Annotated in this window: 13 protein-coding genes; 8 read left to right on the plus strand and 5 right to left on the minus strand. The window is 45.9% G+C overall.

Features of this window, described 5'->3' with window-relative positions; genetic code table 11:
• The first annotated feature begins 163 nt into the window (after window positions 1-163).
• The 8 genes from ACHA99_RS00135 (at window position 164) to ACHA99_RS00170 (ending at window position 5,370) form a co-directional block, all read left to right on the plus strand.
• Window positions 164-997, plus strand: coding sequence for a hypothetical protein (locus tag ACHA99_RS00135; protein WP_393940180.1), 834 nt, complete (start codon window positions 164-166; stop codon window positions 995-997).
• 137 nt (window positions 998-1,134) lie between these two features.
• A complete protein-coding gene (locus tag ACHA99_RS00140) occupies window positions 1,135-1,401 on the plus strand; it encodes a hypothetical protein (protein WP_393940183.1) in 267 nt (88 codons plus the stop codon).
• A 196-nt stretch (window positions 1,402-1,597) separates the two neighbouring features.
• Window positions 1,598-1,843: a type II toxin-antitoxin system HicA family toxin gene (locus tag ACHA99_RS00145; protein ID WP_006087375.1), complete on the plus strand. Its 246-nt coding sequence runs from the start codon at window positions 1,598-1,600 to the stop codon at window positions 1,841-1,843.
• Window positions 1,840-2,178 carry a type II toxin-antitoxin system HicB family antitoxin gene (locus tag ACHA99_RS00150; RefSeq protein ID WP_012197942.1) on the plus strand — a complete coding sequence of 113 codons (339 nt, stop codon included), beginning with the start codon at window positions 1,840-1,842 and terminating at the stop codon, window positions 2,176-2,178. The genes ACHA99_RS00145 and ACHA99_RS00150 overlap by 4 nt, the downstream gene beginning before the upstream one ends.
• A gap of 603 nt (window positions 2,179-2,781) precedes the next feature.
• A complete protein-coding gene (locus ACHA99_RS00155; protein WP_393940188.1) occupies window positions 2,782-3,783 on the plus strand; it encodes an ArdC family protein in 1,002 nt (333 codons plus the stop codon).
• 40 nt (window positions 3,784-3,823) lie between these two features.
• Window positions 3,824-4,135 carry a hypothetical protein gene (locus tag ACHA99_RS00160; RefSeq protein ID WP_212601053.1) on the plus strand — a complete coding sequence of 104 codons (312 nt, stop codon included), beginning with the start codon at window positions 3,824-3,826 and terminating at the stop codon, window positions 4,133-4,135.
• Between the two features lie 586 nt (window positions 4,136-4,721).
• Window positions 4,722-5,075, plus strand: coding sequence for a hypothetical protein (locus ACHA99_RS00165; protein ID WP_342899532.1), 354 nt, complete (start codon window positions 4,722-4,724; stop codon window positions 5,073-5,075).
• A gap of 52 nt (window positions 5,076-5,127) precedes the next feature.
• A complete protein-coding gene (locus ACHA99_RS00170; protein WP_393940193.1) occupies window positions 5,128-5,370 on the plus strand; it encodes a hypothetical protein in 243 nt (80 codons plus the stop codon).
• 62 nt (window positions 5,371-5,432) lie between these two features.
• Here ACHA99_RS00170 and traI read toward each other — a convergent pair whose 3' ends face one another.
• The 5 genes from traI to ACHA99_RS00195 are packed head-to-tail and all read right to left on the minus strand — an operon-like array spanning window position 5,433 to window position 15,013.
• Window positions 5,433-11,384, minus strand: a complete 5,952-nt coding sequence (gene traI, locus ACHA99_RS00175; protein ID WP_393940196.1) for a conjugative transfer relaxase/helicase TraI — start codon at window positions 11,382-11,384, stop codon at window positions 5,433-5,435.
• Window positions 11,385-11,442: 58 nt separating this feature from the next.
• Window positions 11,443-11,622: a thyroid hormone receptor interactor 11-like protein gene (locus tag ACHA99_RS00180; RefSeq protein ID WP_393940199.1), complete on the minus strand. Its 180-nt coding sequence runs from the start codon at window positions 11,620-11,622 to the stop codon at window positions 11,443-11,445.
• Between the two features lie 13 nt (window positions 11,623-11,635).
• Window positions 11,636-13,762 (minus strand): type IV conjugative transfer system coupling protein TraD, encoded by a 2,127-nt coding sequence (gene traD, locus ACHA99_RS00185; RefSeq protein WP_393940202.1) that lies wholly within the window; start codon window positions 13,760-13,762, stop codon window positions 11,636-11,638.
• 19 nt (window positions 13,763-13,781) lie between these two features.
• Complete coding sequence (locus tag ACHA99_RS00190; protein ID WP_393940204.1) at window positions 13,782-14,477, minus strand: excalibur calcium-binding domain-containing protein; 696 nt, start codon at window positions 14,475-14,477, stop codon at window positions 13,782-13,784.
• A 2-nt stretch (window positions 14,478-14,479) separates the two neighbouring features.
• Window positions 14,480-15,013, minus strand: a complete 534-nt coding sequence (locus tag ACHA99_RS00195) for a hypothetical protein (RefSeq protein ID WP_393940206.1) — start codon at window positions 15,011-15,013, stop codon at window positions 14,480-14,482.
• Between the last annotated feature and the right edge of the window lie 17 nt (window positions 15,014-15,030).

The raw sequence follows: 15,030 nt of genomic DNA on the forward strand, positions 1-15,030 counted from the left end.
ATGAACTTGGGCGTTCCCTTCGGTCGGGCTTTTCGCTTCGCTCCCCGCGATAACGTGATCCACTGATGGCAAGCAAGCTTGCCGTGGCTCTACGTTCCTGCTTGCCAATCCCTAACGCAACCGCCAAACCGCCAAGCACAGTCCTACTCACTGCGCGGCAAGTGTGGCTAAGCTGGTCGTTTCATTCGGCATCATGGCCGCTCCTGGTTCTATCCCTTTCGTTTACGCTTCCGTCTTAATCTGTCGCTCACCACAACCCGCTTGCCAAGGGTTCGCTTCGCCGCTGCGCGCCCTTGTCAATCAGAACGATGGCGAGCGAGCAGGACGTCAGGCGAAAACGAAGATGATAGACCCCAAACGGAGCAAGCAGCCCATGACACACTCAATCACTACCCCAGCAAGCCACACTAAGCCTTTCAGCGAGCAAGCCAGCTTACAAGCGACAAGCAGGCTCTCCAAAGACGATATTCAACAGCAAAAAAGGGGCGAGTTGACGATCATTGTTTTAACTGAAATGAACTTCTTCCACTTCTGCGGCCTCGGACTTGAAGGGGTGGCAAATGAAGCATGGTATCCCTATTCACAAGGGTTATTGTTTGAAGCGGTCGAGCGGTACTTAGTCGCGGCAAAAGTGGCTCAAAATGTCGTATCAATCGATCAACCTCGACGCAATGGCGCAAGTATTGATTATCGCGTGCGTTTTAATGTGTTTAGCACTGACAAAAAACGGGTTTCGGTTCGTTTTCCTGTCGTGATTAAGCATTTTGGCAACGATACGCAATGCCTCTCACTTGATGAACTAACGAGGGCGTTAAGTCAGAACTATCGAAATAAGCACGTTTCAATCATGTGGTCTTTACCCTCGGGGATCACATCAACGGTTTATGTGTCGGTGGAGGCTGACGGGGAGATAAGCGATTGCTATACACATCATGCTCTGTGGTTTGTGATGGAAGGGGGCAGCATTGAGTTGGCCACTAACACGGGGGCGATATGATATGTGCAAACCCTCAGTGACGTTTGAAGAAATGAACACCTATTTACAAGGGCAATATTAAACATGAACGTTTATATGGTCGCACCCCTGCAACGGGTTGGCCTGCGGACTATGCAACATCAGTTGTCAGTAGCCACATGGCTGATTTGAATGCTAACGGGATCGGGTACATTGGCCATCACGAATCCGCGACAGGTCAGGCGATCCGTTATACCGTGGACGAGGTTAAATATTCCCCCCGCTTTTTTATTGTTGGCTATGACTCCGAAAACGATATTGCCCAAAAACAATGCTATTTTATTGATTCAGCGATCAATATCGAAAGGGCTCGCGCTAAATGCTTAGAGAGTGCTAATCGCTATCCGATAGTGAGAATTAAGGATCTACAAGGGCAGTTTGTGTAAACAGCCTGAACGTCTTACAGGGGAACATGCGTTCCCCTTTTTCGCTAATTCACATCATGACCCACTTCGGTTTCATTGTCTTAAGTTCAAACCATTCGATAGGTTAAGTCTCGAAAATACCTCATTTGCAACTATATATAGTTGCACTTTTTGCGGTTGATTTGGTATAATGATCCCCTATATCGCAGGGGGCATTATGACGAAAACGGATAAATTATTAGCAAAGCTCAAATCGTCCAAAACACTGACTTGGAATGAATTAGCGGGTGCGTTAAAAGTGCTCGGTTATCAACAAGTCGAGGGTGATGGTTCGAGGGTTAAGTTTGATAATGGCATTCCGAAGGAGTTAATCAACCTGCATAAACCGCATCCTAAAAATGAATTAAAGGCTTACGCATTGCGCCAAGTGAGAGACAAATTAACCGAATGGGGGAAACTATGATGCAAAATACAATGACATATAAGGGTTATCACGGCTCTGTAGAAATCAGCCCAGAGGATAATATTCTGTTTGGGCAGGTGCTATTCATTTCACCGTTGATCAACTATGAGGCCGAAACAGCCAAAGGGTTAGAGCAAGCCTTTCAAGAGGCGATTAACGCTTATCTTGCTGACTGTGCTCAACAGGACATTCAACCAGAGAAGCCTTGCAAGGGATCGCTTAATGTCAGATTAGGCCATGACTTGCATTTGGCTGCGTCTATCGCGGCATTTCAGGCATCGACTAGCACGAATGAGTTTATCAAAAGGGCAGTTCAAAAAAGCGTGGGTTTGTAGGCTGCAAATCGTTGTCGAGCAATGATATCAGCCTGAGCCATGTGATCTACTTAAACTGAACATTACCCCTGTTAGCTCCCCGTAAAACGCGAAACAAGCGGCGGCTTCGCCGCCCTTTTCCGTTTATCTGACAATACCCCTTGGTGTGCTTTGAAACGTACCTCGGTGGTCAATCTATTTACTCTGAGTGTCTATTGGCTGCTGTCGCGCTATGTCATCTAAATACCACTGATGGCCTTGGGCGTTCCCTTCGGTCGGGCTTTTCGCTTCGCTCCCCGCGATAACGTGATCCACTGATGGCAAGCAAGCTTGCCGTGGCTCTACGTTCCTGCTTGCCAATCCCTAACGCAACAGCAAAACCGCCAAGCACAGTCCTACTCACTGCGCGGCAAGTGTGGCTAAGCTGGTCGTTTCATTCGGCATCATGGCCGCTCCTGGTTCTATCCCTTTCGTTTACGCTTCCGTCTTAATCTGTCGCTCACCACAACCCGCTTGCCAAGGGTTCGCTTCGCCGCTGCGCGCCCTTGTCAATCAGAACGATGGCGAGCGAGCAGGACGTCAGGCGAAAACGAAGATGATAGACCCCAAACGGAGCACGCAGCCATGACACACTCAATCACTACCCCAGCAAGCCTCACTAAGCCTTTCAGCGAGCAAGCCAGCTTACAAGCGACAAGCAGGCTCTCCAAAGACGATATCTCAAAAAACAAAACAAAAAGTAAAAGTGCAAAAGCATTTAAAAAAGTAGATATGTATCAGGTCGTCACTGATCAAATCATTGCGGCATTAGATAAAGGTGTAAAGCCTTGGGTGTGTCCGTGGCAGAGAAATTCAATCGGTGCAGGTTTTCCGATTAATTTCGATACTAAAAAAGCCTATAGCGGTATTAATGTTTTGTTGTTATGGGCGGCGGCATTTGATGCGGGATTTTCATCAAATCAATTTTTAACCTATAACCAAGCGAATAATTTAGGCGGTCAAGTTCGCAAAGGCGAGAAGGGCACCTCAATTATTTTTTATAAGAGTTGGGAAAAAGAAAATGAACAAGGTGAAAAAGAAGTTATTCCCATGCTTAAAAGTTTCACTGTCTTTAACGTTGAGCAAATCGACGGGTTAAATGTTGAGGAAGTGAAAGGTTTCAACGTTAACAATTCATTTGATGCAATTGATCATGTTGAAAGCTTCATTAATAAAACAGGTGCGAATATTGTAGAGCAAGGAGATAAAGCATTTTTTAGACCCTCTACCGATAACATCGTTTTACCCACTCGCGAACGTTTCTCAAATAGCCTTGATTTTTATTGTACGGCATTGCATGAGTTAACGCATTGGACAGGCGCAAAAAGCCGATTAGACAGAATAAAAGGATCTCGATTTGGTTCGGATGATTACGCCTTTGAAGAATTGATCGCTGAATTAGGCGCAAGTTTTTTAATGGCCGAGTTAAATATTAGCGGTGACGTTCAGCATGAGTCTTATATCGCAAGTTGGTTAACGCAGTTAAAGAATGATAAGCGCTATATTTTTAAAGCCGCCAGTGCCGCGTCTAAGGCTCATCAGTATTTAATCGAAATAACAACGCAAGAAATCAAAAAAGCCGCCTAGTTTGATGTGTTCAGTTTAAATAAATAGTAATGGGCTTTTTATGTTAGAAACAATAGAAGAAAAAGCCGCAAGAGAAAAGAGGGTGTTAGCGTGGCTTGGGGCTGGGTATGTCTCGCAAGGCGTACTTGCGCTAATCGAAAATTCAAGCAATGAAGAACTGGCAGTATTATTTTACCGTCACGCGTTGGGAGATTGGGGGCTCGTGCCTGATGAGGATAGGCAATCTAATGATCACGCACTTCGAAATAATGAACGGGTAATATCATCCTATTTATTCGCAGGGATTAAGATTTTGATTATTACCGAGGCGGACAGAGCACGAACCACCGCATTATTGCCAAGCGAATATTAAGCCGCCACGCTTGCAGAAAACGCACTCATTGAGTGCGTTTTTTTTGGCCTGAAAATCCCCCGATACCTTTGCCGCTTCATACGGCAGCCGCCTAGCAAAAATCGAAAATCCCCAAAAAATCCCCAAAAAATGAAAAGTGCAAAATCCTGGCGAAATAGTGAAGTTGGAACCTTGAGAATAAGACCACACCCCACGCAAGAATTGATAAATCAATTCTTATGGTTGTTTGTGATGTAAGTAATTGAAATTAATCATTTAAATATCAATATTATTTAAATATTTTTTTTTGAAAATTCGTTTCAAATATACCTAAAAGTGCAATGACCGCGTAATGACTGGTCATTGCATTGTCAATAGATGCAGTACAGAAGCGGGGTGTAGCGCTGTGCAATGACATGTCATTGAATTAATGGTTGATAGGCAATGTATTGTTTTTTAAAGGTTAATCTTTATTGTTCATTGCTTTGTCATTGACTGGCATTTATCGGTCAATGAAAGTGCATTGACGCAATCATGGTGTTATCATTGACAACGCAATGCGCTTATTGGCATGCCAATAAGCGTAAAATTAGATTAGGAGCGTTAGATGGCACGAAACAAAGCGGTGCAGGTAGCTTGTAACCCCGAACTTTACGAGAAGCTCACTGCGTACCGGAACGAGAAGAACCTATCAAGTGATGCTGATGCAATGAGGGAGTTAACCTTGTTTGCTCTGCGCATTCTTGAGCATAAAGATGATGCCGAGGGGTTATCTACTCGCGAACTGTTAGAGGTGATTCTTACCTATACAGTTAAGGCGCAGCACACCAGTAGTCTTGTCTATTACCAGACGTTTAATGACTCACCTGTGGACATAGATAGTGCTGGTATTAAGCATAAAGAGATAATGAAAAAAGCGGAAGATAAGGTTGAACTGATATTGGCTGGTGATAGTAATTAACATTATTTTAGAATTTAAAGGTTATTCTCTAATAATGATAGAGGGATTTAATATGGCTAAAAGTAAAGTTGTTCAAGTTCCCTGTGAAGCGATTTTATACGAGAAAATTAGTGCATATCGTAACACTAATAAAATATCGAGTGATGCTAGTGCGATGAGGCAGTTAGCATTAGTTGGGCTCCGTTCTTTAGAGGGAGAATCGGTAAAGGGGAAACCGAGTGATCGTGAATTATTGGAATCCATCTTATTCCATGTGACTAAAAATGACGGCGATATTGTTGTTAGTTTGGATTAGGTTTTGTTTTATTGTCAATGCGTAAAAAGGCGGTTGTAATTAACCGCCTTGTTTTCTGGTGTTTACATGGTCTTTTCCCCAATATCCAATTTAGGATTGTCGATGTTGGGGGAGTATTCTTTCGTCGTTGAACGGTGGCTATCCATTGCTAAATGTTGATAGTGTTCATCGTGCTTTATTTTATTCGTTGCTACGTTAGTGCTGTCATCCTTCATCGTGATATTTTTTGTACCTGCAATGTCATTACTCAGTGATTGAATGGCTTTAGATAGTATATTGTCTTTTGTCGTTATGCTATGAATCGCTTCATTGACTAATTGCTTTGTCGTTTCGACTTTGTTTAAGCCGTCAGGTATCAGGCTGGGTTCAATAATTACCGCATGTATATTTTCCTTGCTGAATTTATCCGTAAGGTCATTAGCCAGTTTTGCAGTGTCTTGTGAATTATTAGTATCAAGTACCACTATCACGTTTTCGCGCAATTCATTTGTATTGAATGTTTTAGTGTCATTATTATTGTTTAGCGCAATAACGTCAGCCCCGTTTTTATTGTCAGCATTTATCTTAAGCGCATTCTCTACGCCGACAGCGACAATGCTATAGTCTGAATTATTGCCTTTGTTGATCGTCGTGCTGTTCCCCGATTTAGAGCCGAGTATGCGCTTGTTTATTTTAAGCGCTGCAATGTCACCGCTGGATTTATCAAGGTAAGTAATTTCTACTGCCTTAGTCTCATCTTTATCATTGGTGATGTTCGCAATTAATGCGGGGAAGGTCCCACGTTTTTCTGACGAATAAACGGCATCGTGAAAGCGTAAGTTTTCATGCTGCTTAACCTCGATACCTTGCTTGTTTAAATACGTCTGTGCGAGCGAGTTTTCGATAGGTTTAGCTTCGTTAAAGTATTGCTTCGCGCGCGCTTCTAATTGGCTTTGCTTAACCGGAATGGCATGTGTTAATTCATCATGCTGTGGGTTTTTTACCAGATTATATTTATCGGGTTCGTTCATCATTTTATCGGCTTTATAAAGTGCATCCTTATAACTGCATTTTTCAGCGACCATAATCAGGTTAATTAAGGTGCCTTTATCGCCGGTTTTCCAGTCTTTAAAATAGCCACGATATTGGCCCGTAGTGGTCAATGTTAGGCTCCCCTCTTTGCCAAATGTCAGGTTATCTTTGTCTGATTTATCGCGGTTCGGCTCACCTAAAAGCTGCGTTGCAAGTGATTCACTGTAGGCTGGAAGCTTGGCATTTAGCTCGGTGGCCATCCGTTTTAGATCCACATATCCATTCACATCGAGGTACTTTGGGTTTTCCTGCGGCAAGGGTTTGTCATTAAATAGCGGGGTATGTTCAGGGTAATACTTATCTCTTGTCTCAAGTGCAGAGACTTTATTGGGATCGTTATTGACCCATGAGAGCATCATTTTTTGTGGGTTATCGGTGATGATTTTTACGTGCTTACTGGCACGGGTGATATCGATATACGCGCGCCTTACGTTAGTTAATGCACCTTGGCCCTTAATCGCAGTAATGACATTCTCATAGGTTGCCCCTTGCGCCATATCGGCGGTGCGGGTGTATGCGTAATCCCAATGAGCATCTTTCAACTCTTTGGTTGAGAGCGTTAATGTGTGGTTATCCGTGGATTTGAGCTGCATTTGTTTATCGTCAATGCGGCTAACGGTATAGGTTTTGTTGCCCTGCATTTCACGGTCAATATCGCTTTTGCGGAGCATGATACTGTCGCCTTCTGCGAGAGGTTGCTCACTCTTAGCCCAAAGGTTCGTGAATTTGTGGCCATGATTTTTGGGGAAGAAATGCTTTTCCTCGCCGGTTTTCATATCCGCGAGGGTGAGCATATTATTGAGTTTATCGACCTTCATAATTTCAAAATAACTGTCTTTACTGGTCGTCAGGATTAACCCCTGCTGATAAGGCAACATGGTCGCCAATTCCGCTTTACTGGCATGAACTCCGCGTAATCTCGGCACGGTGAATTGCTCGGTACTGAGGCTTTTTTGTTGCTGTAACCCTTGGCGGATTTCGTGGGTAATGTCGTCGCGTTCCTTGTTGGTGTACGCAATGATAAGGGTATTTTCACGCGCTTTAGGTGTTCTGGCCAAGTATTCCAGTGCCACTGTGGCGGGCAGGGCTTCGGTCGCCAGTTGCTGGTTTTTCTTCGGGTTATCGGTTATCGACTGCAAAGTTGAAATGATATTTAAGCTTTGATTGATGTTAGCGGTCGCCTGCTTTTCGGGCGTTACCGCGTCGTTCGCGGTGTATTGATCAAAGGGTAATTGTTGCTGAATTTTATCAATAGCGCTTTCGCCTTGGCGATCGACAATATTGTGTACTGCACTCAGTAGCGTGCTGTTCTGTTGGCGCACAATGTCTTTCATGGTGACGCTATTGATTGCGCCTTTGTTTAACGCGAGTTCAAAAGGTTTACCCGCTTCTTGGGACGTTAACTGTTTAGTGTCACCCAAGAACACGGCGCGCGCGCCTGTTGTCTCAATCAAATGGGTAAATTTATCCATTTGGGCGTTACTGGTCATCGAGGATTCATCGAGCAAGAACACGGTGTTGGCGTATTGGTCCGGTTTCGCATCTTGGCTTAAAAAGTTGCTTAGGAGTGATTGCACCGTTTGGCTTTCGACGTTCTTGTCTTTGAGTTCGTTAACGGCGGCGTGTGTCGGCGCTAGACCTATGAATTGTGTCGGTGTCTTATTGGGTTGTGTGTTGAGAATGGATTCGCTTTGTTTAACAAGATCGATACCCGTTTCAAGCATGGTCGATTTACCCGTACCCGCTAACCCTTGAACACCCACAAATCGGTCTTTGGTGGTGGTGATCAGCAAGGTCGCGTCTTTTTGGCCATCGGTCAGGTTTTGATTTTGACTGAGTACCTGCGCGGCGTGTTCAACGCTGGTAAGGGGCGCAAGTTGATCTTTGCCCGCTTGCAGCCTGTCTAAAATACGCACTTCGGTATCGATAGCGGCTTGGGTTGTCCAGCGGGTGCCGTCGTGGTATTCGGCGCTTAGGAGTGAGGGCGCGCCTTTATCCGTGCTGTTCGTGGCCATGTGTTGCAGGGTGTTGATGATTTCATGTTGGGTAATGCTGGTGCCTTTTTCCTCAAATGCGTACTTGATCGCATTAACAATCAGCTCTTTTTGTGAGTAACCGGCTTCTTTCTCGCTAATGTGCTGGATGGCAAAATCTACGGCATTGTGAATAAGCCCTTTGTCTTGATGCTGGGCACCAATGGCATTCAGTGCTGCGGTCACATCTTGGGTGAGCAGGGCCGTGGTTTGGCTATTCACGAACTTTTCTGGCATGTCAGCGGCTTGCATGATGCGCGAAATACTGGATGGTTTCACCTCACTTTTTTCTAATCGGTCATCAAATTGTTGTGCCTTGTCAGTGAATATATCGATGTGTTTGATGCCTTGTGTCAGCGTGTCATGTAACCACTCTTTTGAGGCGCTATAGGCTTTAATGTTGACGATGTGGTGACTTGCATTAGGGCTGGCATTGCTTGGCGTGGTGGCGTAACCATGATTGAGCGGCGCATGGTGCAATGCACTGGCTTTAACGCTGTGCTGTTTGCCGCTTTCGTCTTTGAGCGTGACCCATTCTTTGGACAGGGCGTTGATTGTATAAATTTGTTTGCTCAAACCACTGTCTTGATGGTTTGTGGCCATGATGAGTTTGTCGCCGTTGGCGATATGTAAATTGTCCGGTTTAGCGATCGCGTACTCTGCGGCTTTAAAGGCTTTGCTGCTGGGGTTAATCTCAGATGCTTTACCGTTTTTGTCTATCAGCGTGAGGGTGTTGTTATCGCGGTTTACACTGTCCACCGTCAATTGCTGCTGTTGATTGCGGCCGCCGACTTTTTGCCATTGGGTGAGTACCATGCCCTTGGTGTACTGGCCGACGACTTCCCGTTGCTGCGCGGATAAGAACACGGGATTAAGGGTAGGGATGTTGAGCCCAAGGCGCGATACATCGCCTTGATTTTGCAGTTCTGCGCGGATCGCGCTGTTAAGCTGCTTCACGTCTTTATGGGTGCCCGCAATGACTTGGGTGTGTTGCTTCTCGGGCAGTTGCGCGTAAGTTTTTGCAATCAGGTTAACCCTGTCACTGTCTTTGCTTTCATGCAGTCGCATGGCGGTGTTGCTTTGTTTGGTGGCGACCCAGTTGCTTTCGTTTACGTTGCCTTTTTTAAGTACCTCAATAGCGTTACCGGCTTTCATGCCTTGCTTGGCATTGGCGTGATTGAGCAAAATCACTTTACTGTTGCCCGCTTTAGCTTGCGCGAGCAGGGCATTGAAGTCGTTGAGTCCGAGTTTATTGGCGTTCTCAACCACTAAAATATCGCGGTTAGTGTTGTTGGCTGTTTTAGTAAAGCTGCTGAGTGTATGGGTGTGGTCGGGTTTGAAGTGGTTCATTATCCACTTCACCACAGTCGATGAATCGCGTTGCACTCGTTCACTGGTTTGCAGTTTGCTTTTCATGTCAGGGGTAATGATGTGAATACGTTTACCGTTGGCTTCACCGACATTGAGCAGGGCGGTCGCGAGCTGTTCACTGCTACCAAAGACGTTCACTAGGTTAACTTGTTTTGTGCTGGCGAACAGTTCAGAGACTTTCTTTTGGTTGTCCGCATTTAAGCCTTTGCCTTGAAGCGTGTTGGTATCGACCACTTGGCGCATGTTGGCCGTTTTGGGCTTGATACTCTCTAGCAGGTTGGTTTCTGCTTTGAGGTGGGCGGCGCTGGTAAAGGTTGCAGACTCTTTATCAAGCGGAATGAGTGCGCCATCTTCAATGTGCTTATCGAGTGCCAATTTAATATCGAGCGCATCGAGCTTCTGGCCTTGCGTAAATTCAAGCGTGGCTGATTCCACTAATTTCGCGTAATTAAAACGGTTTTGGGTGTTACTGGCATGCTCAATCGCGCGACTCACCGCATCGATAGCAGCGGGTTTGAGCGCTAACGCATTGAGTGAAGTCTCTCGTGACATACTGTTTGTTACAAAGCCTGTCAGGTTAAAGCCGCTGTTATTGGCTTTGTTTTTCCATTGCTCAAACAAGGTGGCTTCGCTGGTATAGGCTTTACTCTTGCGGGTGTCCTTTGCGGCCACATCCCGCGCTGCTTGTGAGTCTAAACCTAAGCTTTGGGTTTGTTCGTTGATTTGCTGGCTACGGGTTGAAAATGTATCGAGTAAGGACTGAGGGACACCTTCCACTTCAAACAAATTATTACCCAGTGAACGAGTTTGATAGCCCGCTTGTTCAACACTGCGGGCTAAGGCGCTTTGATAGAGCGAGGTATAGTATTTTTGATGGTTATAAACCCGCTCACCTGTGCCATTGATGATGCCGCCTTTTTGTTTAAAGCTGCTTGCCAGCGCGCGCAATGTGCCCTCGCTGTCCTTGGTCATGTTGGCGGTGAGTGAGTGGGTGTGCAGCTGCGGATCTTCTTCACGGCTGGTTTTGTGGCGCACCATCGCAAACAGCAAATTGCCCGTGTTTTCAAAAGAGGTCGCTTTGGTATCAGGGTTGGTTTGTCTGGCCTGCGCCGCATCTTTCTCGATATGCGATAACGCGAATTTTACCGCGTCATCGTGCGCTGTCATTAAGCGTTTATCGCCGCCCACGAGTGCAAGTAAACTGACGGATTTAGGCGCCGAAAAGGTAAAGTCAAAACCGTTGCGGGCGTTGCTGTTTTGGGTTTTAAGCGTTTGGTCGTTCAGGCTACCGGCTAACACCTCTTTGAGTTGATGTTCTTCAACGGGCTTACCTAACATTCCCTCTTGCTCTGCCAGTTTGCCAAACCATTGGGTATTGGGCTCGGCGCTCTGCTCTTTCAAGTAATAGTTGGTTTCCCCTTCTTTGGCGTCCGCTGCTTTTTCTAACGACACGTCAGGTAAATTGAGGTTCTTTTCTTCACTGAGGTAGTAGCTGGCCGCGCCGCCAGCGCTCGACGCAATGGGACTGATGGAAAGCATAATGATATTCCTTTAGAGGGACCTCGCGCGGGGCACGAGGTGAACTAATCCGGTAGGTTTATTCTGAGTCGAGTTGGGCTTTGATTTCGTCAGACGTGAAGCCCAGCGCTTTGAGTTCCTTGATGGCTTCAATTCGACGCATGACGTTCATCCGTTCATGGTCATTTTTAGAGGCTTTACGTGAGGGCTTTTTCGCCGACAATTCAGGCACTCGTGTCGTGGTGTTGAATGAGGTCATCGTTTTAGCTCCTTTAGTCGAGCGATATTTCTTCGTGTACTGAGGCTATTTGTTGCTCTTCAAGTCGCTGTGCATCCTCAATGTGCTGGTCATTGGCCTTTTGTTTTTCAGCGGCTTTTTTCTTCTCGGCATCCTTGAGCGCTAACTCAGTCGGTTTGGCCTTTTTCGCATCGATGAGGCTTTGGGCGACCGCATCGGTTTTTTCAGCAAGTTTGGTCATGCGCTGTGCTTCCGCGCTGCGTTCATCATTGTTTTCATCCCCTTCATACATGGTGTCATGAATGCTTTGGAGCTTGGTTTTATCGGCCTTATCGAGATGTTGTGCCGCGCTGAATTGGTGATAGTTAAGGCTTATCTCTAATTTCTTCACTTTCTCAGATGGTGTGTAATCCCGCTTAATAAACGGGGCGCACAGTGAGCGCATTTGGTTAAAGACTAAATCCACTCTTACCACGGGATAATTGCCAGGCGTGCGTAGCCAGAATTGTAAATCTTCAAGCTGCATGATTTCAGAGGGCGTGACCACAGGGCGGGTAATGGTTTGATGGCCCAGTGATACGCCATCCCTGATTTCATTAGCGCCGTAGCTGTATTGCTCTTTAGAAACATCGACTTCTTGCTCACCTAAATCGTGAGACGAGATTTTGGCCATTTCGTTAGAGGGTGAGCGGAAAAATAAGCGAGTGTTGAGCAAGTCGAACATTTCAAGTGCCGCATTTTCGCCATAGACTTTTTTAAGCTGCGCAAAAGACTGAATACCTATGACATAACAGCCGCCGAACTTGCGCACTTCTGCGATTGTTTCGGCAAGTTCAGGTAACTTGTGCAAGCTTGGTGCTTCATCCATCAACACCCAAATTCTGCGGTCCGGATCTTCGTCTTGTTCTAAAATGGCGGTCGAGGCAATGGATAGCCACATTGAGATCAGTGGCCGCAATGAAGCATGTTGCTGTGCGTTACTGGATAGAAATAGAAAGCCATTTTCTGCATCGTTTTTCACCCACTCACGAATTGAAAATTTGCGGCGCAGGAGTTTTCCCTGTTCATCCTTTTCATCCAGTCCGGCAAGGAATCGTAATGATTTGATGTAGGCCGCGAGGACCGATTTAATGGATATCGCCGTTTTTTGGATTTTATCTGATACCAGTGAGGCCGATTCGGTCCCTTTTAAGTATTCACTTAAGGACTCAAGCTCGCTGGTCAGCATGAGTTCAAGCAGTCGTTCAGTGGTTTGATTCTTTTTAGGTTCATCTTGCATCTTAAATGCAGTAGATGAAAAAATGGTGCGAGCAGATTGCACCCAAAATGGATCGCCCTCGCCGTGTTGGGGAATGAGCGCACTTGCCATGTTCTCAAAATCTGAGGGTTCATGCGCATCACACCACACATCCCAGTAAGCACAGCGTTCATCAAACGGGTTTAGTAGTACGTCCGTTGCCGGATTATAAAATTTACTGACAAAGGTACAGCCTTTGTCATAGATAATGGCTTTGTCGCCCCGTTCACGTATCCACGTTAAAAACTTACGCAGCGCCACGGACTTTCCCGCGCCCGTGGTGCCATCGAGTAACAAGTGTTGTACTTCAAAGCGTTCTTTGAAAATACCGATGCCATCGAGCTTGAAATCGGACTGGCGCTTGTCCTTTTTAAGCTGTTTTGCTAATTCCTTCGGCGTGGCTTTTTGCATCCCCCGAATAAAGTGTTCCTCGGTTTGCTCGTCCCCTTTTTTCTTGAAATACCACATGGCCACGGACAGAAAAACGATGCCAATCACACAGCTTATAAGGAGATAAATTTGTGTCCATAACCAAAAGCGGCTGTTGGCCGCAATCAGTATTGGGTTTTCTAATTGAGACCCTAACGTACTGGTATAGACAGTGCCTTGCCATTCAGTTTGCATGACATGGCTTTCTGGTCTAAACACGCTAACTGTCTGGTTTATCCAATAATAATAAGCGCCCGTTAAGGTGTCTTTATCAAGGAAGAGATAGCATAGCAGCGCTGTTAAGATGAGCACGCCATAACACGTCCAGCGTATAAGCACGGCGTTAATCTGCAGAAACATCCGCAAATTGTGAAATAAAATCTGGCCACCACGGGTGTAGTTACTGCCTTTAGTACGTTTGGGGTTTAAGGTCATGATTAAGGTTCCTTACCTACTACCAGCGACTGTCGTTTTCACAAGGAATGCCGTTATTGTCGCCATCCATTTTGGTGTTGGGACAATGGTTAATGAAATACACTGCTTCTGCTCTTGAGTTCATTTGGCTGCAATGTGTGCGGCCATCACAATGAAAGGCGGTTTGCTTTGGCGTCGAGGTAAGGGGTGTTTGTGTGACGAGGTGCTTGGTGGCAAAAGTGGTGAGCACGGGTGGGTAGCTCGGTTGCCACACCGTCGTCAACGTGGAGTAAAAGGCAAGCAATAAACCAACTGATACAAGGGTGCGATTCAGTATCGATAATGGTTTTCCTTTAACTCGAAAGCGTGGATCGGTCGCCATGAAAATCAACCCTAGGGTGGTGCAAGCCCCGAAGATGATGGCAAACCATGTGGTGAATAAGGTAAACATATCCGCCAAGACGGGGTTATGTACTTGCTCGCCTAGCGTGCTGGTGTATATCACGCCTTGCCAGTGTGTTTGCACCATCGTTGCGGCTGGCTGCAATAACGCGCGTCCACTATATAGTGCGTAATAATACGCCCCCAGTAAGGTGTCTTTACCAAGGAGTAGCCAACACAACAGTGCTGTTATCACCATAATGCCAAGTATCGTCCAATGAATAATGGATCGATTGGCGCGGTAAATGTTTTTTACCCCCCCTTGAGTGGGGGGAGTGTCATGTTTTAAGGTCACGTCTAGGGTTCCTTTTTCGGTTTATTGGCTTCGAGGGCTTTCTTTTCAGCGAGGCGTTTTTGGGCGGCTGCGCGATATTTGAGATCAGTAAAGGACAAGTAGGTACCGTAATCGCTGTAATCTAGTAGTACATGCGTGGTGTCATTTTGATACTCGGTTTTAGCAAGCCGTAATGGTTCCGATACGAAGGGGGTCATTTTTATGCGTGGGTATTGGCGGCTAAGTTGTTCTTCAAGCGCCTTATACTTTTCTAAGGAGCTCGGGAAGGTAAACAGGATGATTCCTAATGTTTGAGCGTCATCAAAATAGAGGGTGGCATACTTAAGCTGAGGCTCATTAAACTGCTTGCCATCAACGCGATAATAATTCCAACTATCAGGTAAACTTGATTGGGTATTTTTGTATTGGGGGGGGTAGGTTTGCTCTGCCTCTTGCCTCGTGGATTTGCCCAAGGTGAGGCCAAACAGGGTGGTATCAGCCTGAGCAAGTGAGCTTAATAAACACAGCAACAGTGCACCTGTTTTAATGATGTTCATGAGGTTATCTCTTTGTG

This window comes from Shewanella sp. S23-S33, from assembly GCF_043359565.1.
Lineage (GTDB): Bacteria > Pseudomonadota > Gammaproteobacteria > Enterobacterales > Shewanellaceae > Shewanella > Shewanella oncorhynchi.

Coding starts and splice junctions, on each gene's coding strand:
- ACHA99_RS00140 (WP_393940183.1), top strand. CDS start 1,135: ATGGCTGATTTGAATGCTAACGGGATCGGGTACATTGGCCATCACGAA.
- ACHA99_RS00145 (WP_006087375.1), top strand. CDS start 1,598: ATGACGAAAACGGATAAATTATTAGCAAAGCTCAAATCGTCCAAAACA.
- ACHA99_RS00150 (WP_012197942.1), top strand. CDS start 1,840: ATGATGCAAAATACAATGACATATAAGGGTTATCACGGCTCTGTAGAA.
- ACHA99_RS00155 (WP_393940188.1), top strand. CDS start 2,782: ATGACACACTCAATCACTACCCCAGCAAGCCTCACTAAGCCTTTCAGC.
- ACHA99_RS00160 (WP_212601053.1), top strand. CDS start 3,824: ATGTTAGAAACAATAGAAGAAAAAGCCGCAAGAGAAAAGAGGGTGTTA.
- ACHA99_RS00165 (WP_342899532.1), top strand. CDS start 4,722: ATGGCACGAAACAAAGCGGTGCAGGTAGCTTGTAACCCCGAACTTTAC.
- ACHA99_RS00170 (WP_393940193.1), top strand. CDS start 5,128: ATGGCTAAAAGTAAAGTTGTTCAAGTTCCCTGTGAAGCGATTTTATAC.
- traI (WP_393940196.1), bottom strand. CDS start 11,384: ATGCTTTCCATCAGTCCCATTGCGTCGAGCGCTGGCGGCGCGGCCAGC.
- ACHA99_RS00180 (WP_393940199.1), bottom strand. CDS start 11,622: ATGACCTCATTCAACACCACGACACGAGTGCCTGAATTGTCGGCGAAA.
- traD (WP_393940202.1), bottom strand. CDS start 13,762: ATGACCTTAAACCCCAAACGTACTAAAGGCAGTAACTACACCCGTGGT.
- ACHA99_RS00195 (WP_393940206.1), bottom strand. CDS start 15,013: ATGAACATCATTAAAACAGGTGCACTGTTGCTGTGTTTATTAAGCTCA.